Origin of the sequence: Duganella levis, from assembly GCF_009857605.1 — a bacterium.
Taxonomy (GTDB): Bacteria; Pseudomonadota; Gammaproteobacteria; order Burkholderiales; family Burkholderiaceae_D; genus Rugamonas; species Rugamonas levis.
The window spans coordinates 1-24,515 of sequence record NZ_WWCT01000031.1 but is presented as its reverse complement, the minus strand read 5'-3'; the positions used below and the strand labels follow the sequence as shown (position 1 = coordinate 24,515).

The following is a 24,515-nucleotide window of genomic DNA, read 5'->3' as shown; positions in this document are numbered from 1 at the left end:
TACGGAACACTATGCGCCAAATCGTCCTCGATACTGAAACGACCGGTATCAACCCCAAGCTGGGCAACCGCATCCTGGAAATCGGCTGCGTCGAGCTGAACAACCGCATGCTGACGGGGAATAATCTCCACTTCTACATCAATCCGGAACGCGACTCGGAAGAGGGCGCGCTGAACGTCCACGGCCTGACCACCGAGTTCCTGCGCGACAAGCCGAAGTTCCATGAGGTGGTCGAGCAGCTGCGCGAGTACATCCAGGGCGCCGAAGTCATCATCCATAACGCGCCGTTCGATCTGGGCTTCCTGAATCACGAATTCAAGCTGCTGAATCTGCCGGATTTCTCTAGCCACATCGGCGGCGTGATCGACACGCTGGTGCAGGCCAAAGAACTGCATCCAGGCAAGCGTAACTCGCTGGACGCGCTGTGCGACCGCTACGGCATCTCCAACTCGCACCGCAAGCTGCACGGCGCGCTGCTGGATGCGGAGCTGCTGGCCGACGTCTACCTGGCCATGACGCGCGGGCAGAACAGTCTGGGCATGGATGTGGAAGAGGAAGTGGTCAACATCGGCGACATGCTGGAGCCGGTGGCCATGGCCGACATCATCTTTGTGCCGGCCTCGGAAGCCGAACTGGCGGCCCACGCCGACACACTGGCTGGGCTGGACAAGGCGGTGAAAGGGCAGTGCATCTGGACCGCCTCGCTGAATCCGCCGGTGCCGGCATAAACTGGACTTGCGCTTCGTGCGGGCAAGCTCTATAATGCTCGCACTCAACGGGAGGTTAGCTCAGGGGTAGAGCACTGCATTCACACTGCAGGGGTCGCAAGTTCGAAACTTGCACTTCCCACCAGAATTCTTCTTTATTCTTCAAATACTTAGCGTGATTTTGATGTTGCGCTGTGAAAATTTGGGGCAAATTTGGGGCAATGCGATTCGCGCACCCCGTCTCAAGGCGCGTCAGCACCGCGCTGCTGTCTATGTAAACTTCGGAAACTCATTTGTGCGGCGCACATCAGTCTGCCCATATAGCTTGAGCAATCGCGCCCGCCGATCTCCATCGAGGCCGGCCTTAATCCATTTGCCATAGTGTCGCGTGATCATGTTGGTGTCGGTATGGCCCATCTGCCCTGCGACATACAGGGGGACCGCGCCCAGCATCAGCAGCGTCGATGCGAAGGTATGGCGGGTTTGGTATGAATTGCGGAAACGCACGCCGGCGCCTTTCAATATACGCTGCCAGCGTCGGTAGATCGGTTTGTCGCCGGCCCATTGATCGCCGGTGCGTGAATTCAGGAACACCAGGCCCTGCGACGTCCCCGTGTATTGGAACTGCGATGCGAGCGCGTTGAAGGCGCCGGTGCGCATGTCAATCGGACGCAGACTCGCGGCGGTTTTGGCGCGCAGTTTCTGACGCCCGTCGACGTAGGTCTCGGCGACCAGCACCTGGTGGGCGCTGACGGAGGGCCAGCGCAGCGCAATGTATTCGGAAGGCCGCGTGCCGGTAGTGAAGGCGAACAGGAACATGTTGCGCTCTTGTTCGTTCTTACAGCCGGCCAGTATGGCCTCGATCTCGTCGATGTCGAACGGATCGGCTTTGAAATCGGACGTCTTCTGTTCCTTCGACACCAGTCGGGCGAGCTTGATGTGATCGAATGGATCCTCCTCGAGGATGCCATCGGCGACCGCCTGCGCTGTCGCATTCCGAAGCGGTGTCAGGATCAACTGAATGGTCTTGCGCTTGCCGGGCAATTCCATGATCCACCGCCGCAACTCGCGGGCCGTCAGGTCGTCAATCGCGGTGTCGTCCCAGCGCGGGAACAGGTGGGTTTTCGCGATTGCCTGGTAGCAGAGGTAGGACGAGTGTTCGATGGTTTTGTTTGAAATATCCAGTCCTTCGCGTACCAGATCACCGACGGTGCGCGCTTTCCTTAAGGCTTCTGCCGCCGCTGCTTGCTGTTCGGCACGGGTCTTTTTGGCGGTCGTCGAGTTGGGGAAAAATTCCTCGTAACTGAACGTGCCGCGAGCGATGGCGATGGTGACCTCCGCCTGCAAGCGCCGCGCATAGGCGATATTGGTCTTCGTGTGGGCGAGCGGCAGCGATTCGCGGCATCGCTTGCCGCCAAACGAGAAGACAATCCGGATGGTCTCGGACCGCGCTCCTTTGCGCAGCTCTATCCCCTGGCCGCTATTCCTTGCCCCCATGTCTCCACCCATTTTTCCGCCGCAGGCAGGTTCACCCACAGCATTTCATCGACCACCTTGCACTGCACGCCGTCGCGCCATTTTCCCGCCCGCCGTCTGGCGTGCACCGAGGCTGCGGTGTCTCCGGTGAGTTCTTCGTACTTCTTGATTTTTACCCACGCTATTGGATGGTTCACGGCGATCTCCCGGTTTGTTGATTGTAGTTATGTAACGAATGAGGTAATTTTGTCATCTGTTCGTTTAAGATAGCTCGGGACGACGGCGCTGTCATGAGGGAGATCAAGGCTGGCATCGGTGCGGTGGATCGCACGCTTCCCCCCGCGCCGCTTCGCGTTTGCGGTTTTCCCTTGTAAAATCCCGCGACCACGATTTTCCAGTCATGGTGGCAGTCACTCGCCCGGCCGGTTTCTTCAGTCAGCGCGGTGGAATTTCTGCCCGAATTAGTGGAAGGTAATTTTATAAATATAAACAATATAAATAGTATATATCGTTAAATATTTATTTGCCATTGATCCGAATCTCGCTGCATACACTGATCCTGATGCAATTGTTCCGGACGCTGGTAGCTTGGCGCCCAGATCTGTCCGATTACCGAAAACCGACATCGGCGTGTCAGATCGTGCTCAAGTCGTCGGGGCGGCGATACCTCGAGCTTCACGGCGAGATCCCGGACCTAGAGTGTTCGTTTGCTGGCAGAATTGACCCATTCCAATTGACCCGCCTTCCACTGCCTGGCAAACGCCGCCACACGGTCGTATGATTCTTCATAGCCGAGTTCTCTCAGTTCCAGATGGAGCTGCTTCAAATTGCGCCGCTGCTTACGAGGCTTTGTAGTCTCAGCCTTTAGCCAGCCTGATAGCTGCACCAAGTATTTATCTAAGCCGCTAGATGATCGCCGCTCCGAATAAGGAGGACGCAGTTGTTTCCGATCGTAGGCAGCGTCGGACGGTGTTGCGCGAGATGCCGAGTCGTCGGGCAATCTCTCGTATGGGAGTCTGGTCACGAAGGTGCCAGCGTGGAATCATTCCTAGCAATGCCACGTCGATCACTCCGATCGCCTGCCGAAAGGACAGGGGGTTGTGCTACTAAAGTGGATCAGATTCCGTTGCAAATTCGTGGGGAGGTCGGGTCAGATTTCAGTGCAATTTAACACCAAGCGGTTACCAAACAATTTGGCAGCCATCTGCACGGCGCTCGGTCCATACTGCGCACGAGCTATTCGGCGTGGTCGTGGAGTCCACTTACAACTAGTTCTGCTGGCGAAAGCCTGCCATTAAATTCGTGGCGCGGCTTCGGATTGTAGAGCATCTCGATGTAGTCGAAGATGTCTTGCCTGGCGTCGTCCCTGGTTGCATAGGTCTTTCGCTTGATGCGCTCGCGTTAAAAGCTGGAAGAAACTTTCAGCGACAGCACAATCATGCCAGTTTCCACGCCGGCTCAGGCTTGACTCCAGCCGATGCGCCGTCAAGAAATCGCGCCGTTCCTTGCTGGTGTACTGCGAGCCCTGATCCGAATGAACCGTTACAGCATTGGTCGGGTTGCGTTGCCAGACCGCCATCAGCAGCGCATTCATTACCAGCTCTGTATCAATCCGCGAACTCATCGACCACCCGACCACCTCGCGTGAAAACAAGTCGAGCACAACTGCTAGATGTACCCACCCTTCATGGGTTGAATATAGGTTATGTCAGTCACCCACACCCGTTTTTCTCAAGCACATCAAGTTGCCGCTACAGACGATTCGGCGCCGCCACCGATGGCACGCCGTCGCCTTTCCACTTGCGCTTGCCATATCCGGTCTGTGAGCGCAGCCCCGGCGTGCGCATGATGCGGTGAACGCGCTTGATGCCGCACCGCTCGCCCAAGTCGCGAAGTGTTATTCTTGTTAGCTTCGAGAACGGGGTCTAGCAGATATGGACCGAAGACCGGGGGCAATACGTCGTCAAGTTCTATCGGCCAGGGCGCTGGAGCGATAAGGGTATTCTTGAGGAGCATATGTTTTCGCTTGATTTTGCGAAGAAGGACGTTCCAGTAGTTCCGCCATTAAGCTTCAACGCTGGGACCCTACATCATTGCGAAGACCGGCGGTTTGCGTTATTCACTAAGCGTGGCGGCCAAGCGCCGGACTTGGATCGAGAGGATACGCTTTCGAAGCGGCGCCAGAAGGATGTGGACGCCCGCTGGAGCAAGAAACACCGCACGTCCTATTCCGGCTACAAGCTCGCGGCCGGCGCCGACAAACGTTACAAGTTCATTCGCAAAATCAAGATCAGTGCCGCCAGCGAACACGACACGTTGCATGTGAGGCGGTGATCGACCCGGCCAACACCGGGCGACCTCTAAAACCCCACAATCCACTGGACCGAACCGGTAGCATTCTGCCTTCTACACGTCCATTGAGTGCCCGCGATGATGAAGCCCCGGGTCAGACTGTTTGCCAAACATGAGCGCGAAGATCGGCTACAAAAATCGGCGACCGCTGGTCAGCTTCAAAAAGCACGTGGACTTCGAGGCGCTGGCCGTCGGCATGTATGCAGCGGCGCCGAGGCCAACGCGGGCCAAGGGAGACCGTCCTTCATATCCGATGGTGTTGATAGTTAAGATCTTGGTGCTCCAGCAGCTCAACAACCTGGCTGATGACGCGTTGGATATCAATTGCTCGACCGCCGCAGCTTCCTGCAATTTTTTGATCTGACCGAAAGCAGCAGCGTCCCGTATGCCAAGACGATCTGGCTGTTCCTTGGCCGCCTAGCCCAGGCTGGAGTGGGCAACCAGATCTTCGAGCAGGTCCAGCAGCCGTTACAACGGCATGGTTACATGGCGCGCTGCGACCAAATCGTTGAGGCTTCGCTGGTGCAAGCGGCCGGTTCAACGTAACAAGCACGAGGAGGCCTACATCTTCAAGGAAGGCATGATGCCGCTGAATTGGAAGCCGCACAAACGCGCGCAAAAGCATGTCGACGGGCACTGGACGAAGAAAGACGGCAAGAACCACTTCGGCTGCAAGCTGCACGCCAGTGTAGACAAGCGCTACAAGCTGATGCGGAAAAAAAGCCGTCACGCATGCCTCCGTCACTGACGGCACAGTATTTTAGCCGCTGCTGTACCGCGCCAACACCAGCCGCGATGTCTATGCGGATGGTGGCCGCCTTATCGCCGAACGGGGAGCAAAATTGAAACAGGAAGGCCAGCGTGTGCATATCCATATCCAGCGCAAGGGCAGCGCCACCAAGGGCATAACCACTACACAAAAGAAGCGCCACCGACACCGCGCGCCTGTGTCGAACAAGTGTTCGGTGCTTTGGCCCCAATGGGCGGCAAGCTGGTGCGCTGCATGGGAGTCATCCGCCTCACGTTCGCCTTACCGCCTGTAACAAGGTCTCGCTGGCACCGGCTTCGATCAGGCGTTCCTTGAAGGTCCAGATGGTGGCAACGGTCAGGCATCTGGCTGCTTTGGCGCAAGTCGACAAAGCGCTGGAAGCTGAGGCGGTCGAGCAGTTGGAATTCCGTTTGCTCATCGCTCAGGCTAAACAGCTTCTGAATAAGCAGCACCCGGACCGTCAGTTCGGCCGGGACCGGCGGGCGACCGCCACGTTCGTTGCTGGAGCGCAGCGCAGCATGATCGACTGATGCGGGCAACGCTGCGAGTCAACATGCTGCTCCAGTAGACGCAACGTGTCGCCAAGTTCATTGAGACTGGCTTTCCGCTCTTGGGCGGCAAACAGGCCAAGTTTCATCATTGCTATCACATCAGAATCGGTTCGTCCGCGTGATACCAGACGTGGTGAGGTTTTTCTAGGTGCCACGACTCGAGCTAGTTATGAAATTCAACAACCTGGTTTGTGATTTTTAACAACTTTATAAAAAATTACATTTGGATAGAATTGAAATAGTTCTATGTTGGTAATATTTCTAAAATAAAATTTCAATGAGTAAATCGGTATCTGATACCCGTAAATATATACGCTAAGAAGAGCTATTAGTTTTCAATCGAATAGAACTTAAAACTAGAAGCTTAAGATATTCAGGAAGCCACTTCTCGAAAACTCATTTTTTAAAATCAGAATCCACAAATGCTCAAATTACCGGACTCATCATTCTTGAAATTTAAAGCTACTAAGCTAGCATGCCCGCAAACAAAATGGATGAATCCACAACTTCCTATCAGTGATGCTCATATGAAGGAGCTCACATTTTGTCTTCCAATGGATGGTGAAAATTCGAGTATTTACTGTACAGATAGACGCGAATTTCTAGCTGAAAGGTATGGTGGAGCGGGACTGGGCCTGAATGGAGGCGGCGTACGGTGTGGCCTCGTTGGCGATACCCAAATTAAGGGAATTGGGAAGAACATTCTAGCAGGCGCAACGGATGACTATTGGCACACTTACGGAGGATCTACGCTCGAAGAAGGAATTCAAGAAGCGATGTGGGGCGAAGTTTGTGACATTGCACTACCTTATGGCGCCGCTCGTGTTAAGGGAATTATTACCACGGGCTCTACTATTCGATCAAGAAACTTCCAAGGAGAGGGCTTAAGTGATCGAGCTTTGATCTTCAGAGAGTTCATTATCCGCCCCGCACATTATATGAGATCTGTGTTTTTTACGGGTTCTTGGGATCAAACCATTGCAATTATTCCAGATTCAATTCGGACCAGCAAAGCGATTAGCAGTCTATATGATTATATACAAAGAGAAAATATAACGTCCGATGAGGGATCATTATCAACTCATATCAATAAGCTTTTGGTTCAGATATGCCGCAGAATTGCATCGCAATTTGCAGCTGCGCGTGCGAAAAAAATAATGCACGGGACTATTACCGCTTCAAATATAGGGATGGACGGCCGTTGGATCGATTTTGGAACAATATCGACTGTGTCGGACTACGGTAGGATAAAAATAGGAACGAATATATATTCAGATATGACAATAGAATATTCTTCCACAAAAAATTGGATGGATGAACTGATATTCTATATTAGAAAATATTCTCCTAGGAAAATAGCAAATGACATTATAAATAGTAAAGAGTTGGCAAGGGTTTATGATTTTACCTATTTTTCCCGCTTACAAGTCGAGATGGTAAAGCTAACGGGAGTACCAGAGCATAAAATGCCGGATATTAATCCGACGCTACTAGCCGACATGGCAAAAGCGATAAGCAAAATTTTAGAAGATGCAATGTTTAAGCCGTTTAAAATAGATTTTCCCAATCACTGGCATATGCCTGAATATATGGGAAATAATCATTTGAGTTCTATACTAACTACTGCTGCATTTTCATATACCAAAGACCAATTAGTCAAAACTACAGAATCACTTATAAAAAACAAAAATGTACACCGAGAATTTTGTAATTCCTACTGGAAGCTTAAAGAGGAATTCTCCAATAGCGTTCCAGTTTCGAATAGAAAAAATCTAGAAATATATAGAACAGTAAATTCTCTGCGTAGAAATATTTCTGTTCCAGAGTTGTATAGAACAAAAATTGAAAATGACATAAAAAATATAATAGATAAAAATGATTCAGTACCCAAATATATTGCTAAAATTGCCAAGATTGCAAATTTTCATTTTGGGGAAGAGGAGAAAGGTCCAATAGAATTAGACGCATGCTTTGAAAATTTGAGGCTTGACTTGAAACACGGATTGCATATCAATAATGTGGAAGTCAAAATAAAAGATCTGCTAGTTCGAGGGCCTTTTACAAAACTAACACCGTCCCAGATCGATCTATTTGAAAAATATGCTCAGTACATTGAAAATTGACAACAAACAGTCAGATAAGTCAAAAATCCGAGCAATAATATGCGGAAATATTTTTCAGATTATTGCTACTGCCTCATCTCACCAACATCTCGGTACAGCCTATTTAACAGATGTAGTACTTCCTGCAATAGCACATAGAAATGTTAAAGTCTATTTTAACGATATGGGAGTTCCCGTTGGATACGTAATTTGGGCCTATTTGTCGGATGACGTAGAAAAAAAATTCAAAGAAGAAAATAATTATAAAATGCATATCAGTGAATGGAACGAAGGCAAATCATTATGGATAATTGATTTGCTAGCACCATTTGGACATTTTAAAAATATATGCAGAGACATTAAAAAAAATGTTTTTCGTGAAAGTAAGGAAATCAATTTCTTTGCTGCGGCGCCAGGACGAAATACATTAAGAAAATATTTTCGGCGTTCAATATAGTTATTTTTAATGTAATTTGCATAATTGAATTTAAAATAATCTTGATTAAATTAATATCACAAAGTTCTTTGGGAACTATCTCCTGCGACGATATCGTTTTATTGGGCGTAGGCCGAAATGAAATGATCAGAGCGCCTTCATTTTTGAGGCACTATCGTTCTTTAGGCGTAAAACGATTTTGTCTCGTAGATAACGAATCGACTGATGGAACTCGCGAATTCCTTGAAGCTCAACCGGACGTGGAACTCTGGTGTACCTCCCAGGCGTATGGAGAAGCCAATTGCGGCCATGATTGGATTAGAGCATTACTCCGATTGAATGTTGGACAGTGGTGCGTCGTTGCTGATTTTGATGAATATTTTATTTTCCCGGGATGTCAACATCGCAGTCTTAAAGATTTCGCCATCCAGCTAAGCTTAGAAGGTGCAACAGCTGTGTCGTCTATTTTATTTGACATGTATTCGACAACCGATATAAAAGAAAATTTCCTTCATGATGATGAAAATCCAATCGATAAATTTAGGTACTACGATCCAGTCATAGCTCTTGATAACCTTCACCATCCACTACGTGGAATTTATCCAATACACAGTAAAGGTGGAATGAGAAAACGCATTTTTGGAATCGAACCCTGCTTGAATAAAATATCGTTTTTCCACAATTTAAACGGTACGCATCTCCTGCAGGGGGCTCACTACATTGATGGAGCAACCTTTTCCTCAACGCCGGTAGCCACGTTGCATTTTAAGTATCTTCAGCAATTTTCTGGCTACGCTCAAGCTGAGTCGATTAGGGGTGAGCATTTTAACGGTGGATCTGAATATAAAGCCTACGTTAATATACTGGATAACAATCCAGTTGTTAAACCTGTTTGCGAGGAGTCGCGCGAATTAATTGATATTGACGAATTTCTACAGCAACAGCTGGTGCGTTGTGTAACGCCTAAATTTGCGTCAAACGTAAAAAATATTCCGCTAGTGGAATACAAGGTGGCTTCGTTGATTAAAGGTTCGATTGGTTCATCAAAGGAATTTTTTGAATTTAATGCATGCGATTCTAATTTGCTCTGTCGCGTTCTTGAACTAACCGACGTTGGTGATAGACCAATTATTATTTTTTCTAATAATAAAATGTACTCTAATGCCAAAAACAAACTTATATATAAGTGTAAAAAAATTAAACAAGTAAATATAGATGAAAGAATCAACTTTTTAGATCTATCAGAAACAATAGATGATGAACTTCGAATTAACGCAGTGGTCGTATTGGATGCCGTTAATCTGGAGCTAGGCCGCCTTCGAATGGCCACTTTTGTGGATGAAATATGTAAAAAATTCGAAATCCACGCTGGGAGGATATTAGTAAATATATCGAATGCAGCGCTATTTCATGGTTTTGACCATGACGTTGACGGAGTAGATATTTTTTTCGGCAAAATCCCGCGATTTTCTGGTGCAGAAAACAGCGCATATTTTTTAAGCGCTAACAAAAAAAATGCAAATAAAGTCATACAAGATCGTTCCTATTCTGCCGTAGAAAATTTATCACCGGATGTTTATTTCCGAGCAAAAGACGAAACGCTCCTATTAGCAAGTGCAATAAGATCAATTCTTATAGAGTGGGGATTTGAGTTAGCAGAGCATTTCAGTGTCTTGAATATGCTAACGGTTTTTCAATTCAACGGTGACGAATTATTTGACTATCGCCCATATTTAGTCCAAGTAGAAGGTTCCATTGGATATTATTATATCGACCATGGATTCTTCTCTTGCGAAAACCTAACCAATGAGTTGCCAGATCTCGCCATGGCACTTAAAGTAAAAAACATTAGTTATGCTAGCGCCTTAAGGGTTTTAAATAATATGAATCACTTATCATAGATAACGTGAAAATAGAAAAGAAAATTAGAAATACCAGGCGGACGCCGTATGATGCCTTCTTTGAAGTATTGATGTGAAAGAACGAATAAACATGAATGCGTTTTTCCCCAGCGAAAATAAAAACGTTGATTCTGATAGAAAGTCAGAGAATGCTAATAACCAGTTTAATTTCGGAGCTATTGAGTGTTTATGCTTCGCTGCGGCATTTCATGATATTAGAGCAGATCCGAAAAAACTAAAACGCTCTGTGGGCGCTATGCCGTCCTCGTTAGGAAATTATGAAATAGCGCTCGCTGCAAAGGAATTAAAAATTAAAGCAAAGGAATCGCGCTTTTCGTGGACTAGGCTGAAAAAAGCGCCTTTACCTGCGATAGCCCAATTTCGAGATGGAACGTACTTCGTGATTGTCCAACATTTTATGTCTCAGATTGCGATTCATGATCCACGTTCGCCAGAGACGCCAAAAATATTAGATCAAGCTACTCTAGAAGCTAATTGGACAGGGAATGTAATACTTCTAAAATGCCACGGTTCTGAAGTGGACACCAATAGAAAATTCGATATTGGATGGTTCCGAGAACCAATTTTCCAACACAAACGTATTTTCGTTGAAATCATTATTGCTGCTTTATTTGTCCAGATATTTTCATTTGCCACACCTTTATTAACCCAAGTAATATTTGATAAGGTGGTAGTACATCAAAACATTTCTACCCTGCATGTTCTGGGATTGGGAATGGCCGTTATCATTATTTTTGAGTCGATACTGTCGTATCTGCAGGGCTATTTTACGGCTCATACTGGAACGCGCATTGACGTTCTTTTAGGATCAAAAGTATTCGCACATTTGCTTGGGCTTCCTCTCAAGTATTTTGAACGACGTCGTGTTGGCGATACGGTTGCAAACATACGTGAAATGGACAGTATCAGACAATTCTTAACTGGTGCTTCCGCTGGCGTTGTAGTCGATACATTTTTTATTGGCATTTTTTTACTAGTCCTATTTTCATATAGCGCTGAGTTAACAATAGTCGTAATGTGCACATTGCCATTTTTTATTGCGCTGACAGTTTTAGCAAGGCCAAAAATGGAACGCACCATAAAAAAACTTCATGATTGCTCCGCGCAAAATCAATCGTTTTTAGTAGAAATAGTAACAGGTATCCAAACGGTAAAATCATTGGCCATTGAGCCAATACTTAGCTCGCGTTGGTCGAAAATGTTGGCAAAGCACGCCTCCGCCTCCTTTTCTTCATCAAATACAAACGCGATACTGGTTTCAATTGGGCAACTCATTCAGCGATTTGCTACCTTAGCTATATTATGGAAGGGTGCTAGCTTGGTTATAGCGAACGAATTGAGTGTTGGTGAACTTATCGCTTTTCAGATGTTAGCGGCTCGAGTTATTCAACCTATAATCCGCCTGGTGCAGGTATGGCAGGAACTAAATAACGTAAAAATTTCTGTGGAAAAGCTTGGCGACATCATGAATGGTCGGACTGAAACGGCGAAATCCGTAACCGCTAGCTCTAGCGATTCAATTTTCGGAAAAATCGAGTTTTCAAATGTTGTATTTAGATATAGTCCCAAAGGTGCGCCTGCTTTAAATAGACTCACATTCAGCGTGTTGCCTGGTCAGACAGTGGGAATTGTTGGACGAAGCGGTTGTGGGAAAAGTACTCTTTCTAAATTAATGCAACAACTTTATCGACCTGAGACGGGTGAAATTTTGGTCGATGGTAATGATTTATCGTCTCGAGATCCTGCATGGCTTCGGTCCCAGATAGGCGTTGTATTACAAGATAACCACCTATTTTCTGGATCGATATCAGAAAATATTACTATCCAAAAACCTTTTGCTACTGCTGAAGAAGTAATTCGTGCTGCAAAGCTTGCTGGTGCGCACGATTTTATTTCCACAATGCCGGGAGGTTACGATACTCAAACAGGAGAGCGTGGAATCGCACTATCTGGTGGCCAACGTCAACGTATAGCGATTGCTCGCGCATTAATTACCGATCCTCGAGTTCTAATCTTTGACGAAGCCACTAGCGCACTGGATAGTGAATCGGAAAGTTTGATACAGAAAAATTTGAGTGAGATATGCAACGGTCGAACCGTCTTCATTATTGCTCATCGACTTTCAACGATACGAAATGCTGACGTTATTTTTGTTTTAGATAAAGGATCGATAGTAGAGAGTGGAAATCATCTAGAGTTGATTGCTTTAAAAGGTCACTACTATAACTTATTTTTTCAGCAGGATTTATTAAATGATTTCACCGTTTTTCCAGTCTCGTGCGCTGCTTGACACAATCCGAAAATACGTCTTAGGCAATAATAAAACGGGAAATTCATTTCAGCTCGCGAAAAGCGAACTGGAGTTTTTACCTGAAATTATACGAATTCAGGAAACCCCACCGGTCACAGCCGCGCGTTGGCTTTCGGCGACAATTGCTACGGGCGCTGTTATAGCAATTATTTGGGGATTTATAGGCACCATCGATGTCTATGCCCAAGCCCAAGGGCGTCTAGTTCCTGCTGGCCATATAAAGTCAGTGCAAGCGGTGGATGGGGGAGTAGTTTCGTCTATATTGATGACTGAGGGGCAGTACGTCAAAAGAGGTCAAGTTTTATTGAAACTGGATCCGTTGATGAATGAGGCTAATCTGAACAGCCTCATTGAGAAAATTAACCTAACTAAAATTGAATTAAGACGTTTTGAGGCTGAACTAGATGGAAAAAAAGCGAACTATGATGATTTAGCTATTTCTGATCCACAACGCTCTCTCCAAGATGCACTCTACACCTCTCGCGACATGATGCATGCTGCGCGTGTTGCCGAGGCCAGAAACTCATTACACACTAAAAAATCGGCGTTAAATACATCTGAAGACACACTGCTTAAGTCAAATAAATTATTAATTACTATTCGAGAAAGAGAGGAGAAGATTAGACCCTATGTCGGCGAAGTGATGCCTAAGTTTGATTATCTCAGATTAAAGGATTCTTTAGTTCAGGCAGAAAATGATATCGATTTGGGTACAAATAAAGTTGTAGAAGCGAAGGAGGAAGTTCGTGCGGCAGAGCAGCGTATCGTCCAAATTTCTCAAGAATGGCGCGGCGAAATTCTGGCTGAAATATCAAAAAGACGCAGTGACCTAATACAGTTTGAAGCTGATCTCACAAAATTGCGGCAATTAGCTTCGCAACGCGAACTACGTTCACCAGTCGACGGAACATTGCAGAATGTTGAAGTTTCTACGATCGGTTCTGTTTTGGGTGCCGGGCAAACAGTGGCAAAAATTGTGCCATCTTCCGCAGATTTAATTGTTGAGGCTGTGCTCCCGAATGAAGATGTTGGTTTTGTCGAAATCAACCAGAAAGTTGTAATAAAAATCGATGGTTACCCTTCTCATCGGTATGGTTCGATTAATGGCACTGTTGTGCAAATTAGTCCTGACGCGGAGGATATGAATTATAGCTCCGCCGACACGGATTTATCACGTAAAACCAAGAGTGTTCCCTCGCGAAGTAGCGTTCTATATCGCATTAGGATTAAACCAGAACTGTTGGCGATAAAGCATGAGGGCGTTTCATTTCCCTTGGTTTCAGGAATGACTCTTGTTGCTGATATTAAGACTGATCGCCGAAGAATAATCGATTTTTTGATTGCGCCAATCGTAAGTAATTTTTCTAGCGCAGTAAAAGATCGATAAGCATTCTATTTTGTTTTGAGAAGGCAAAATAGTTATTCATTAACTTCTCATATTTAGGAGAATATTTTGAGCGCCACTTTTAACTTTACCAAAGAGCAATTGGCTGTTGAACAAAAAATTATTGCATATGGTAGTAATCACGGTTACGGCTCCAGTGAAATAGAATATGCAGTTCGCGTCGCATATATTGAATCTAGATTCGATCCATCAGCCCAGAATTCTTCTACAACCGCAAGCGGTTTGTTTCAATATACAGATTCGACTTGGTCTACTTACAATGCTGATTTAGGAGCGAAAAATGATGCGAATAATCAGATCGCTGCAATGTATCGAGAAATTACAAAATATTCCAGTTGGTTTAGCGATCCGGCACAAAATCAAAATATTCCTTCTTCTATGACGAGAAACGAATATCTTTATCTAAAACATCATGATGGCGTAGGTGCAACGCCGTCGATTTCCTCTCCTGCAATATCTATTTGGCGTACTACGGACTATGTTCCACGAGTTTCAAACGGGCATATGAGTTTTTACGCTGGTGGCGCACATTATGATGGCTACTATGATCTGGTCTGGAATGATAACATGTATGGCTTTGCCACTCCTGAGAGAACTCCGAACGTTACTGTAATTTACACGAATTCCAATGAATTTTACGGCTAAAATAAGAATGGTTAATTCGGGTTAATTTTTTTGTGAGATATTTCTATGAAAGCATTTTCTTCTTTTTGCTTATTTTTGACGTTAAGTGCAAATTATTGCGCTGCTGCTACTTGCTATCCAGAAAGCGCTGTGTATGAAATGAGGGGCAGCGACGCTTATACTGCGGGATTTCGGAAAATTAAGAGTGCTATGGGTGATTTAGCCTTCTTTGTTAGTTCTAAAACGACTGGACGAAGCTATTGGTTTCAAATGGACATGGGTAATGGGTATACAGACACTTATTTGTTACCAATAGCTGAGCCTCAAAGAGGCATGCAACCAGTTCCTACTCATGGTGCTTCGAAAGTTCCTCCTATTTCGTTTTTTTCACTGAACAAAAAATTAGATATAAAGTCTGAGGTCTTGGTCAGTTCCAATGAATCCCCTGAGTACATATTCTTGCCACAATTGGGCGCTGATTTATATTATTTTAATTCGGCGCTCACAGATTCCGAGGTGGAAGGCAAGCGTGAGTTGCTGCCAAGAGGGCTTTGGGAATTAAAAGCATGCACAAGTAAAAATTAAAGTTAACGTTGAGCGTATGACTTTTATCTAAAAACGGCAGATCAGACGGATCCGACGCTTTATCGTTGGATCCGTAATTTCAATCCTGATTTACGATGTTTTTTGACAACCTAAAAATCGGAGCGTTGATCTGTTGAGTTGCACGGAAAATTGCTCCATTGATTATTAAACCTGAGACAATAGTTTAAGCTGCCGTTCGTAAATTGGTGACAGCGAATTAGCAAACGTAAAAATCCTGGACATAAGCTGGCGTTCAAAGCCAACTTCATTAATTTTAATTTTGGCAGGAATCTTAATTTTGATTTTTCACAATTTACAAAAAAATTGATTCTAGATATTCTGAGTTTGTATGGGTCTTGTAATTTTTAAAAATATATGAATTTTGTAAATTGTTTTAAGTTGTAAATTATTAATGGAAATTATTGTAATTATTTCATGAAAATTCTGGTAACTGGAGGTTTGGGTTATATCGGGTCACATATTTCAGTGGAGTTGATGCTCGATGGTAATGATGTAACTATTGTAGATAATTTAGATAATAGTTATTTTTATACCCTCGAAAAAATCAACATTATTTCTGGAAGAGAAGTAAAATTCATTAAAGCCGATGTACGAGATTTCGTTTGTATGTGTGGAATATTGTCAAATGAACGATTTGATGCCGTGATTCATCTCGCTGGTGCTAAATCATTACATGAGTCAATACGGGATCCCATTAAATACTATGAGAATAATGTATGTGGAACCATAGTTTTGCTAAAGGCTATGGAAAGGACAGGGATAAAGATGCTGGTGTTTAGCTCTTCCGCAACTGTGTACGGAATTCCTAGTAGCTCGGCGATTACGGAAAGTTTTCCTTTAAAGCCGAATTCTCCTTATGGGATGAGTAAATTAATGGTAGAGCAAATTCTTCAGGATAAGGTAAATTCCGATGCTTCGTGGCGCATTGCAATACTACGTTTTTTTAATCCCGTAGGCGCACATCCAAGCGGTCTGATCGGTGACGCCCCAAAAGGAATTCCTAATAATTTAATCCCATATGTTGTCCAAGTTGCAGCGAAACATCGAGATGTCTTGTCTATCTATGGAAATGATTACAATACCCTTGATGGTAGCGCTATCCGCGATTACATACATGTTGTAGATCTGGCCCGGGGACACTTGCAGGCTTTGCAAAAGTTGAAAAATACCTTCGGTGTGGTTAAATATAATTTGGGAACAGGCGTGGGAACCTCAGTTTTGCAAATCGTGCAGGCGTTTGAGAACGCGACTGGAGAAAAGGTTCCCTATTTGATTGCGCCACGGCGACTAGGCGATATTGATCAATATTTTGCGGATTCGAGTTTAGCGGAAAAGGAATTGGGGTGGAAGGCATCGCGCAATGTGAAACAAATGTGTGAAGACGCATGGAGATTTCACGTTCGATCGTGCCAGTAACTGTCCGCAAACGTGCTATTTCGGATTGGCTTTGTTGCACAAATCGCCATCATTGCCAGTTGATGCAGAGTTTCGGTAAACTGGCTGTATGAGTGCCCTGACGACGGAGGCCATGGCCCAACTCAGCCAGGAAAAGGGAACTTACACCTTCAGCTTATTTGGACTACAAAGTCCAACAGAAGCAGAACTGGTAAAGATAGAGCGCGTAATGCACGTGACTTAGGCCGCCGGGGGGTGGGCAGATCGCAGGCCGTTAGCCTCACACGCAGGCCGTTAGCCTCACAGGGTGTTCGTTTGCTCGCTGAATTGACCCGTTCAATTTGACCTTCTCCCCAGACTCTCGCGAATGCCGCGACGCGGTCATAAGATCCCTCAAACCCCAATTCCATCAGGACTTCGTGTATCTGTTTTAGAGTACGTCGTTGCTAGCGATTCCTGCTGGCCTCGGTTTTGAGCAGAGCAGCGAGCTGGAAGGCGTATTTGTCGATGGCTGGCGCCGCGCCTCTCAGGGGAGGTTGGCTCTACCATCTCCGCACGGAGATAGCATCTGACGGTGTTACTGGAGATACCCAAACGCCGGGCGATCTGTCTCACCGGAACCTGGTCGCGAATGTGCCAGCGTCGAATAATGCATAGCGTGCCACGTCGATCACTCCAATCCCCACGCAATGTCGTCAGTAGGATTGCGTCTTAAACATGGCCGGCGTTGTAGACGCGGCTTACGAGCAGTTTGCCGGGGGCCTCGTCGGTCAAGGTGATCAGCATTTCAGCAGGCTGGTCCTATACGTGGTCGCCGTTTTCCAACACTGCCTACATCGCAACCACAACTGTACCCACATCATGGACGAGACAACTATTCGCAGCCTCCGTATGATTGCTGACGTCTGCCACCCGTCCGGCAACGCCAATCGCCTTAACGATGAGAGCAACTTCCATGTCCAAGCTGAGCAGGTCCGGTTGTGATCGTGACGATAGTTGACAGCTATTAAAACAGTTTCATTGCCGGCGCAATCGTAATAGCACAACTTTCCGCTGTTACCAGCGACCAACGCCTTCCGCCATAGCTGCCACCATTGTTTACCTTACTGATGTTTTAGATGCCTCAGCCTCCCGTCATGCCACCGCAGCGGATTTGATGGCGGCTTTCGCCGCTTGTTCCATTGCGCAGGCTGTACGCTTTGCTTGCTCGGCTTGCGCGACTGCTGATGCCTCGATGCAGGTATCTGGTAGCGTGTATCGGGCCATATTCAAGAAAATGGGCGGTCTCATAAGATGTGCCGGGCACGCAAGAGACCTAGAACGAAGCAGGGGAAGTCCGCTGTCGTCTCAGCGTCTCAGCGCGTCAGACTTCCTTCACCACGGCGAGCAGGACGAGCACGCAGAGAGCGGCGTTATCAAAGGCGCAATTGCCAGTGCTTATGACCTGCATGCGTCGATCGACCCAGTCGGCTGGATTTTCGCCCGATTGCAGTTCGGCTTGCGCCATCGCAGTAAATGCTGCCGATCGAAGCTTGGGTTCCGCTCCGTTGCGTCGTGAGCACCGAATGGTGATTTGCCAGCCACTATACTCACTGTGGTCGGTATGGCACATAGCGGACCCTGACGGTAATTGTCGATATTATCATCCACCTTTGCTGGCGGCGGAAATTGTTTTGCGATCGGCGGTGCATTTCATAAATGCGATCCCCATAAGCACAGTATCAAGGCGATGACTCGTACTGCGTTCGCTCGCGGTAAACCCAGCGGGCCGTGCGCCAGAAAAACCCGGCAATGTCGCGGGTATCACCGCTTGATGCTTAACTTTCCACGCGTTCTTGCCTGCCATTTCGGCAACGCTGGGACTGCGTGCATCGCTTGGCCTAGCGCAACGCGCGCGTTGACGTTGTCAGGTAATTTGTTTTTCGAGTGATCGATGTTCGTTTTTTCTGATACGCGCTTTGGGGGGCCGCGGATGCCCGGTGGAGACGCTATGGAGACAGTCGCGGTGCCGGGCGATGCGCCGTCCAAGCGGTCGGCCGCAGCCTACGTGCGCATGTCGACGGCGGCGCAGGACTGTTCGATCCAGTACCAGTTGGATGCGATAGGCCGCTACGCCGACGAGCGGCGCTTGGCGGTGGTGCGCACGTTTGTTGACGCAGGACGCAGCGGATTGAGGCTGGAGAACCGCCCGGGACTGCTATCGCTGTTGAACGAGGTGACTGCCGCGCACTGCGGATTTTCTGTGGTACTGGTCTACGACGTAAGTCGTTGGGGGCGGTTCCAGGATGTTGACGAAAGCGCGTACTACGAACACCTGTGTCGCCGCAACGGCGTGTCCGTGCTCTATTGCGCCGAGGCATTCGTCGCCGATGGCATGCCGATGAATGCGCTATTGAAAGGCATCAAGCGCATCATGGCGGCGGAATACAGCCGCGAGCTGGGCGCCAAGGTGCTGGCGGCCCAGTCCCGTTTTGCCAGCATGGGCTACAAGCAGGGCGGCAAGCCGGGATATGGCTTGCGCCGGGTCTCCGTGCCGGTGGATGGCGCGACGCGTACGCCGCTGCTGGCGGGAGAGCGCAAGTCCGCCTTGACCGACCGCGTCGCATTGGTTCCCGGACCGGCAGATGAAGTGGCGATGGTGCGCCGGATCTACCAACTGTACGTCGAGCAAGACTTGAGCGACCGGCGTATCGCCGCGTTGTTGCGCAAGGAAGGCACATCGCGCCTGCCCGGCGTGCCCTGGAGCGCCACCGCCGTGCGCCGCATTCTGGTCAATCCGCGATACTGCGGCGACCTGCTGTATAACCAGACCACGCGCCGCATGGGTAAAGCTATTGCCCGTAATCACCCAGCCGAGTGGATCTGCTGTCACGACGCACTCCCGGCCATCGTTGATCATTCCATGTTTGATCGGGCACAGGAGATCAGGCGCCTTCGCGACAGGGGACCGCAGCGCGAAGCTGTGCTGCTGCAGTTGCGCACGCTTTATCAGCGCCATGGCACGATCAGCATAGCGCTCTGCCGTCGCGATCCTTCCCTGCCGGGCGGCGGCACCATCCACGCGCTATTCGGCGGGTATTCGCGCGCGTATGCCGCCGCCGGACTGCCGCCGGTGGACAGTGCGGGCGGTGCGCTGCATGCCCGTAACAGCCGCTTGCTGGCGGCAGACCTGCTTTCCGAGGTGAGGCGTTATGCGGTGCTGGCCGGCGGAACCGCCGACGCCACCGCGTGGCATAACACCGTTTTGCTCAACGACAGGGTGCGGGTGAAGGTCGTGCTGGCGTTCTGCCGCCAGGACGCCGCAGGAGTGCGACGCTGGCGGATACCTTTGCGCCTGGCGATGCCGGCGAATTTTGTGCTGTGTGGATTGATGGATTGCGATAACAAGCACATCGAGCGCTACGTGCTGCTGGCGGCTGATGAGTTTTCACAGGATGCAATGTTCATCACGGAGCGGAGCATGGCGCGCGTGGCTCATGCATGCCACGATAATTTGGCACAGATTTTCGGCTTGTCTTGAGACGCGTGCTCCGCATGATGTCTGTTGGGAAGCCGATGATCATTGCACTGCGAATGGCGGCGACACGTCTAAGCTACCAACGCCAAGGTTCGTGGGGCAATGCCGGTGGCCGACGCGTTGTTGGCGATGGATGGACTTACGTCGATATGGCTTAGTAAGCGGCACGGTGCATGCGACGTGACTTCTGGTGGACGTCGTCAATCCTTCGCATAGTTGCGATGCGTCTCTGTTATCCGAACGCTTCGCGGGAATGGCCGCCGACACGGATGAATGCGCGAAGCTTTTGAGGTGGTGCGATGCGTAATGGCGACACGGAAAAAAAAGCGGCCGAGGGCCAGCCGTGTACAACGCGGTTGGTCACCGGCCGCAAGCTCGGCGCGGGGTGTTGCGGGAAAGGGCCAGCGCCCAGCCGGTAAGACACGGGGGACCAGGAGACACAAACCCACCGGTGGTCGCTGACAGAGTCATCGTAAGCCGTTTACGGAAAGTCGGTTTGCGCGGCGTCAGCGGCAATGCGTTGCGGCCGTGGTGACTGTGATGCGCCGCCACTGCAATCAGCTAGCAGTGGGCGCCACTGAGCGTTTCCACTCGGACGGCACGGTTAGTTGCTAGGAAGGACGGCTGGTCGGCGCCCACGACACATTCCGCCGCGTGGCCAGCCACGCCTGGGCGTGCTCACCATCGCGAGTAGCGGCGTGATCATTCGCGCATTTTGCGGTCCGGGCGAGATGCTATTCTTCCGGAGGCTAACCACATGAGGCGTGGCGAGGTGCCGTCAACGGCGGGTTGCCGTCGGCTTTTTCCTTCACTGATCACACGGAGAACATCGATGATTGTTTTCAACGGCGAGACTATGCGGGCTGGCACGGCATTACTGCGAAGCGATGCAGTGTACAACACCGTGCTGCGCGGGGATGTGGTGAGCATGGATCCTGCGGTGGGGATAGTGCGGCGCGGCAAGGTCTGCATTGCCGGCAATACGATCACCCACGTGCTAACGGCCGATGCGGCGGTGCCGCCCGAATTCGACGGTGTCGTGCCGGTGGAGACCGCCGGCACCATCTTTCCCGGCCTGGTGGACCTGCACAACCATCTGACCTACAATTTTGTGCCGCTGTGGTCCGTGTCGCGCCGCTATACGAACCGGAACCAGTGGCGCAACGAGCAGCCAGCCTACGCGCATGATATTGCGTTGCCGGCCTCCATCCTGGCGAAAAATCCCGACAAGGACTACACGCGGGCCATCGTCCGGTTTGCAGAGTGCCGTAGCCTGCTGGGCGGCGTCACGACGGGGCAAGGCATCTCCGCCTCGACGCGGGATGGCTTCCGCACCTATTTCGAAGGGCTGGTGCGCAACGTCGAACATCCCGCCGACGCGGATTGGGCGGCGTGCGGTGGCCAGACGCTGGACTACCTGCCGGCGCAGATCGCGACCGAGCTGGTGCCGGCGCTGGCGCGCGGTAAGCCGTTCTTCTATCACCTCAGCGAGGGCACGGATGCGGATGCCCGCGCGCGGTTTCGCGATCTGCAATTGGCGGATGGTAGCTGGGCCATCACGCCGTCGCTGATCTGCATCCACTGTGTTGGTCTGCAGCCGGCCGACTTCGACCAGCTTGCGGCCGCCGCCGGCATGGTGTGGTCGCCCACCAGCAATTTCCTGCTATACGGCGAGACCGTACGGATCGCGGAGGCGAAGCGGCGCGGCATCCCCATCGCGCTGGGTGTCGACTGGGCACCGAGTGGCTGCAAGAATATGCTGGGCGAGTTGAAGGTCGCGCGATCCGTCAGCCGCACGCTGGGCGATCTGTTTTCGTCCGAAGAACTGGTCAGCATGGTCACCGTCAATCCGGCGCGGATGATTGGCTGGGACCGGCACATCGGGCGGATCACGCCTGGACTGCGCGCCGACTTGCTGGTCATCGAGGGGACGCATGAGGATCCGTACGCGGCACTGATCGACGCGCGCGAGGACGCCATCCGCGCGGTGCTGATCGACGGTCGGCTCCGTTTAGGAGAGGCGGGCGGGTTCGCCGTGGGCACGCCCGAGACCAGTGAACTGTTCACGGTCGGAACGAAGCAGTACTTCCTGGATTTGACCGAGCCGGGCAACGACGCAATGGGCGGCATGTCACTGGCGACGGCGATCGCCAAGCTGGATTATGGCTTGCGGCATTTGCCGGAACTGGCGGCGGCGGTGCCCGCGCAGACGGCGCTGAGCGTGCTCGCCACGCGCGATGACAGCACGCTGGACCTGGAGTTCAACGATGCCATACCGGACGCCCGTTCGTTGCTGGCGTCGACTTCGCCCGAACGCGTGGATCCGATGCAGCTCGATCCGATCACCGCGGTCGACGATCCGTCGTTTAACGCGCGGCTGAAGGCGAATCCCAATCTGCCGGCGTTTCTCAAGGAAGCGCTGTAACGAGCTGCTCGCCGATACGTGATGGGCGGGATGTCGATGGATACCTCAGTCCGCAACCCGCCGGCCGTGCTGATCGGGCGAGCTCAACGTATCGGTGCGCGGCGTGAACTGCGAGCGGAAGGCTGACAGATGTCGCATGTTGCGGCGATGCGGCAACTGTTTCATCAGACCGTTTGGAAGACTGCTGTAGCGGCGACAACAGGCCGAATGATCAGCCGCGACGCTGCAAGAGTTGATTGTCTGGTCGACGAAATTGGAAGCGTTACGTGCATGCACTAACCACCTTGCCTTGACTCGTTGCAGCTAATCCGTGCGACTGCGCGACCGTCTGCGGCGGATGACTTGCGATCGGCTCAAGCATCCCGGCGACCAATGCCTTGTGCCCTGAGTGCGGTCAGTTCCCCGCGCAGGCTGGCTGCCTCTTCGCGTGCCACCGCGAGCATCGGACCACAGGCCGTGTGGGCGTCGGATACCTGTTGCAGGGCTGCGGCCTGATCTGCCTTCAGGTCGTGCAATTCCCGCGTGTGCATCTGGCGCATCTCGTCGATGTATCGGTTGGCGCTGATTACCGCCATGAGCAACTGGCCGTGTTCGCGCCGAAGAACCTCCGCATGCTGTTCAAGTTCCGTGATCCGGGACCGTGCATGCTCGGCAGCGGCGCGCAGCAGCGTGTCTTCTTGAGATAGCGCGTCGGCGCGTTGCTGGGTCGCCTTCATGTCCGCCATTGATTGTGCGCATTCCGCTTGAGCGCGTCCAACCAGTGTTTTCAGGTCTTCGAGTTCCTGCGCCTGCGTTTCGAAGGCGCTGGCGACCTGCTGGTTCAACGCTTCCAGTTCGGTGCGCTCGGCTTGCCAGGCGGATTGCGCCGCTTGCAGGGTGTCGTTGGCCAACGCCGTGGCCGCCTGCCACAGCGCTTGCAGAGCGTCGGCGCTGGCTTGTTGCAGCGGTGCGGGGACTTCGACGCAGACCGGCGCCACCTGCGCTGTTTGCGCCTTGCGCCAATCGCGCATGCCGACGCAGGCGTCGTTCATGTTGACCTTGGCGAGTTCCCGCACCGCGCCGACGGTGGGAAAGCCGTCCCCGCCGCCGTTCGTCTGCTGCAGCCGATCGGCGGCGGCGAAAATCCGTTCGCGTATGCGGGCGTCCATGGCTTCTCCTGCGTCAGTCAGGCATTCACGCTAACGCTTCGGTTAGGCGCTGGTTTGCGGTACGTCTAAGCGACGTCGATTTCTGCTTATTACGGTGGCGCATTCGGTAATGATCGCTCGTGATAGTGATAAGGCAACGCGAAATAATGGTAACAACGAGTAATAAGAATAAGAAGAGTCATGCCGGACAGTCGATGGACGAGCAAGCGGCTGGCGCCGGTGCATCTCGATAGCGTCCCTACTGAAAATCGCGGCTGCGGGTATCGAGTTCGCCGAGCAGGTGGCTCAGGTCGACCAGGCGCTTGGCCACCAGGTGGCGCACGTTGTTCGCTTCCTGCCACTGGCCGTAAACGCCCAGCAGGCGGGCGCCCATCACTTCGCGGCGCTGTTGTTCGACCAGGCTGGGCCAGACGATGACGTTGACGTTGCCGGTCTCGTCCTCCATGGTGAGGAACACCACGCCCTTGGCGGTGCCGGGGCGCTGGCGCACGGTGACCAGGCCGCAGCCGCGCGCCAGCTGGCCGTCGCGGTAGTGCTGCAGCACCTCGGCCGGCATGAAGCGCAGCGCGCGCAGGCGTTCGCGCAGGAAGCTCAGTGGGTGGCGGCCCAGGGTCAGGCCGAGGTGGCGGTAGTCGGCCACCAGGTCTTCCGCTTCGGACGGCGCCGGCAGCCGCAGCGCCTGTTCGGCGATGTGAGCCTCGCGCAGCAGGCCCTTGTCCGGCGTGCTGCCGGCGGCGTGCCACAGCGCTTCGCGGCGGTTGCCGCCGAG

Annotated in this window: 23 protein-coding genes, 1 tRNA gene and 2 pseudogenes; 16 read left to right on the top strand and 10 right to left on the bottom strand. The window is 50.7% G+C overall.

The annotated features are described in order from the left end of the window. The first annotated feature begins 11 nt into the window (after positions 1 to 11). Positions 12 to 728 carry a DNA polymerase III subunit epsilon gene (gene dnaQ, locus GTP69_RS27280; protein WP_161057835.1) on the top strand — a complete coding sequence of 239 codons (717 nt, stop codon included), beginning with the start codon at positions 12 to 14 and terminating at the stop codon, positions 726 to 728. 49 nt (positions 729 to 777) lie between these two features. Continuing rightward, positions 778 to 852: transfer RNA gene (locus tag GTP69_RS27275), tRNA-Val, on the top strand. A 125-nt stretch (positions 853 to 977) separates the two neighbouring features. On the opposite strand, the gene GTP69_RS27270 is transcribed toward GTP69_RS27275, so the two are convergent. The 5 genes and pseudogenes from GTP69_RS27270 to GTP69_RS31520 form a co-directional block, all read right to left on the bottom strand. After that, entirely contained in the window at positions 978 to 2,216 is a 1,239-nt protein-coding gene (locus tag GTP69_RS27270) for an Arm DNA-binding domain-containing protein (protein WP_161057834.1), read from the bottom strand. Beyond that, positions 2,174 to 2,380 (bottom strand): excisionase, encoded by a 207-nt coding sequence (locus GTP69_RS27265; protein WP_202424592.1) that lies wholly within the window; start codon positions 2,378 to 2,380, stop codon positions 2,174 to 2,176. The genes GTP69_RS27270 and GTP69_RS27265 overlap by 43 nt, the downstream gene beginning before the upstream one ends. Before the next feature lie 497 nt (positions 2,381 to 2,877). Beyond that, the gene (locus GTP69_RS31950; protein WP_503826650.1) at positions 2,878 to 3,069 is read right to left on the bottom strand and encodes a hypothetical protein; all 192 of its coding nucleotides are present in this window, start codon (positions 3,067 to 3,069) and stop codon (positions 2,878 to 2,880) included. A 19-nt stretch (positions 3,070 to 3,088) separates the two neighbouring features. Then, the gene (locus GTP69_RS27260; protein WP_229261174.1) at positions 3,089 to 3,229 is read right to left on the bottom strand and encodes a helix-turn-helix domain-containing protein; all 141 of its coding nucleotides are present in this window, start codon (positions 3,227 to 3,229) and stop codon (positions 3,089 to 3,091) included. Positions 3,230 to 3,419: 190 nt separating this feature from the next. Next, positions 3,420 to 4,078, bottom strand: a pseudogene (locus tag GTP69_RS31520) (IS3 family transposase); the annotation flags it as partial. Positions 4,079 to 4,115: 37 nt separating this feature from the next. Between GTP69_RS31520 and GTP69_RS31905 the strand changes: the two are divergent. The 4 genes from GTP69_RS31905 to GTP69_RS27235 all read left to right on the top strand — a co-directional run bounded on the left by GTP69_RS31905 (position 4,116) and on the right by GTP69_RS27235 (position 5,283). Beyond that, a complete protein-coding gene (locus GTP69_RS31905) occupies positions 4,116 to 4,517 on the top strand; it encodes a phosphotransferase (RefSeq protein WP_371868156.1) in 402 nt (133 codons plus the stop codon). 130 nt (positions 4,518 to 4,647) lie between these two features. Continuing rightward, positions 4,648 to 4,899, top strand: coding sequence for a transposase (locus tag GTP69_RS27245; RefSeq protein ID WP_161057830.1), 252 nt, complete (start codon positions 4,648 to 4,650; stop codon positions 4,897 to 4,899). Further along, complete coding sequence (locus GTP69_RS27240; RefSeq protein ID WP_161057829.1) at positions 4,860 to 5,081, top strand: hypothetical protein; 222 nt, start codon at positions 4,860 to 4,862, stop codon at positions 5,079 to 5,081. Before GTP69_RS27245 ends, GTP69_RS27240 begins: the two co-directional genes overlap by 40 nt. A gap of 34 nt (positions 5,082 to 5,115) precedes the next feature. Next, positions 5,116 to 5,283 (top strand): hypothetical protein, encoded by a 168-nt coding sequence (locus GTP69_RS27235; RefSeq protein WP_161057828.1) that lies wholly within the window; start codon positions 5,116 to 5,118, stop codon positions 5,281 to 5,283. Between the two features lie 164 nt (positions 5,284 to 5,447). Here GTP69_RS27235 and GTP69_RS31900 read toward each other — a convergent pair whose 3' ends face one another. Further along, a complete protein-coding gene (locus GTP69_RS31900; RefSeq protein WP_161057827.1) occupies positions 5,448 to 5,843 on the bottom strand; it encodes a transposase in 396 nt (131 codons plus the stop codon). Positions 5,844 to 6,277: 434 nt separating this feature from the next. Here GTP69_RS31900 and GTP69_RS27225 point away from each other — a divergent pair, with 434 nt between their 5' ends. The 8 genes from GTP69_RS27225 (at position 6,278) to galE (ending at position 16,677) form a co-directional block, all read left to right on the top strand. Continuing rightward, positions 6,278 to 7,978: a hypothetical protein gene (locus GTP69_RS27225; protein ID WP_161057826.1), complete on the top strand. Its 1,701-nt coding sequence runs from the start codon at positions 6,278 to 6,280 to the stop codon at positions 7,976 to 7,978. Beyond that, positions 7,968 to 8,414 carry a toxin-activating lysine-acyltransferase gene (locus tag GTP69_RS27220; protein WP_161057825.1) on the top strand — a complete coding sequence of 149 codons (447 nt, stop codon included), beginning with the start codon at positions 7,968 to 7,970 and terminating at the stop codon, positions 8,412 to 8,414. The genes GTP69_RS27225 and GTP69_RS27220 overlap by 11 nt, the downstream gene beginning before the upstream one ends. Before the next feature lie 41 nt (positions 8,415 to 8,455). Further along, on the top strand, positions 8,456 to 10,294 hold the full coding sequence (locus tag GTP69_RS27215) for a glycosyltransferase family 2 protein (RefSeq protein ID WP_161057824.1): 1,839 nt from the start codon (positions 8,456 to 8,458) through the stop codon (positions 10,292 to 10,294). A gap of 91 nt (positions 10,295 to 10,385) precedes the next feature. Continuing rightward, positions 10,386 to 12,605, top strand: a complete 2,220-nt coding sequence (locus tag GTP69_RS27210) for a peptidase domain-containing ABC transporter (RefSeq protein ID WP_161057823.1) — start codon at positions 10,386 to 10,388, stop codon at positions 12,603 to 12,605. Continuing rightward, positions 12,568 to 14,013, top strand: a complete 1,446-nt coding sequence (locus GTP69_RS27205; protein WP_161057822.1) for an HlyD family type I secretion periplasmic adaptor subunit — start codon at positions 12,568 to 12,570, stop codon at positions 14,011 to 14,013. Before GTP69_RS27210 ends, GTP69_RS27205 begins: the two co-directional genes overlap by 38 nt. Before the next feature lie 66 nt (positions 14,014 to 14,079). Continuing rightward, positions 14,080 to 14,676 carry a phage tail tip lysozyme gene (locus GTP69_RS27200; protein ID WP_161057821.1) on the top strand — a complete coding sequence of 199 codons (597 nt, stop codon included), beginning with the start codon at positions 14,080 to 14,082 and terminating at the stop codon, positions 14,674 to 14,676. Between the two features lie 45 nt (positions 14,677 to 14,721). Continuing rightward, on the top strand, positions 14,722 to 15,240 hold the full coding sequence (locus tag GTP69_RS27195) for a hypothetical protein (protein ID WP_161057820.1): 519 nt from the start codon (positions 14,722 to 14,724) through the stop codon (positions 15,238 to 15,240). A gap of 435 nt (positions 15,241 to 15,675) precedes the next feature. Next, entirely contained in the window at positions 15,676 to 16,677 is a 1,002-nt protein-coding gene (gene galE / locus GTP69_RS27190) for a UDP-glucose 4-epimerase GalE (protein ID WP_161057819.1), read from the top strand. Between the two features lie 332 nt (positions 16,678 to 17,009). Here the strand turns inward: galE and GTP69_RS31895 are convergent. Beyond that, positions 17,010 to 17,330 (bottom strand): annotated as a pseudogene (locus GTP69_RS31895) (IS21 family transposase); the annotation flags it as partial. 689 nt (positions 17,331 to 18,019) lie between these two features. Continuing rightward, positions 18,020 to 18,163, bottom strand: a complete 144-nt coding sequence (locus GTP69_RS27185) for a hypothetical protein (protein ID WP_161057818.1) — start codon at positions 18,161 to 18,163, stop codon at positions 18,020 to 18,022. A gap of 483 nt (positions 18,164 to 18,646) precedes the next feature. Here GTP69_RS27185 and GTP69_RS27180 point away from each other — a divergent pair, with 483 nt between their 5' ends. Both GTP69_RS27180 and GTP69_RS27175 read left to right on the top strand, forming a co-directional pair. After that, positions 18,647 to 20,176 carry a recombinase family protein gene (locus GTP69_RS27180; RefSeq protein WP_161057817.1) on the top strand — a complete coding sequence of 510 codons (1,530 nt, stop codon included), beginning with the start codon at positions 18,647 to 18,649 and terminating at the stop codon, positions 20,174 to 20,176. Positions 20,177 to 21,005: 829 nt separating this feature from the next. After that, positions 21,006 to 22,598: an amidohydrolase family protein gene (locus tag GTP69_RS27175; RefSeq protein WP_161057816.1), complete on the top strand. Its 1,593-nt coding sequence runs from the start codon at positions 21,006 to 21,008 to the stop codon at positions 22,596 to 22,598. Between the two features lie 353 nt (positions 22,599 to 22,951). Here the strand turns inward: GTP69_RS27175 and GTP69_RS27170 are convergent, their stop codons facing one another. Continuing rightward, positions 22,952 to 23,746 (bottom strand): DNA-binding protein, encoded by a 795-nt coding sequence (locus GTP69_RS27170; protein ID WP_161057815.1) that lies wholly within the window; start codon positions 23,744 to 23,746, stop codon positions 22,952 to 22,954. Positions 23,747 to 23,984: 238 nt separating this feature from the next. Continuing rightward, on the bottom strand, positions 23,985 to 24,515 hold a 531-nt coding region (locus GTP69_RS27165), incomplete at its 5' end, for an OB-fold nucleic acid binding domain-containing protein (protein ID WP_229261171.1).